The sequence below is a fragment of the Sinorhizobium sp. 6-70 genome (genome assembly GCF_030124375.1).
In the GTDB taxonomy this organism is placed as follows: domain Bacteria; phylum Pseudomonadota; class Alphaproteobacteria; order Rhizobiales; family Rhizobiaceae; genus Sinorhizobium.
This window is the reverse complement of record NZ_JASKLS010000048.1, coordinates 1-421: the sequence shown is the minus strand read 5'-3', so window position 1 is coordinate 421 and position 421 is coordinate 1. Positions and strand designations below refer to the sequence as shown.

1 protein-coding gene is annotated in these 421 nt (G+C 57.2%); it reads right to left on the bottom strand.

Annotation, left to right across the window (positions count from 1 at the left end; genetic code table 11):
* Nucleotides 1-61: 61 nt before the first annotated feature.
* On the bottom strand, nt 62-421 hold a 360-nt coding region (locus QN222_RS30270; protein WP_283966099.1), incomplete at its 5' end, for a tyrosine-type recombinase/integrase.

The window sequence follows — 421 nt, the reverse complement described above, 5'->3', positions numbered from 1 at the left end:
CAAGAACCAGGAACATTTTCCCCAAGAGGCACGGCCCCGCTGGTTGCGGGACCGCACTCGCTCAAATCTCTGTATGCTCCGCTAGTTCCAGCGCATCCTCGATGTCTACGCCGAGGTACCTGACCGTGTTCTCGATCTTAGTGTGCCCGAGCAGGATCTGGATCGCACGAAGATTGCCCGTTGCTTTGTAGATCATCGCGACCTTCGTGCGTCGAAGCGAGTGTGTGCCGTAATCTTCGCGTCTTAGCCCAATTGCAGTTACCCACTCATCGACCAATCGGGCATACTGGCGCGTGCTGAGATGATCGGTATGATCGACCCGACTGGGAAAAGCGTAGTCGTCGACTGTTCCACCTCGCCGCTGAAGCCATGCAAGCAAACTTGCCCTGACGTCGGCCGTGATCTCGAACTGCACAGGGCG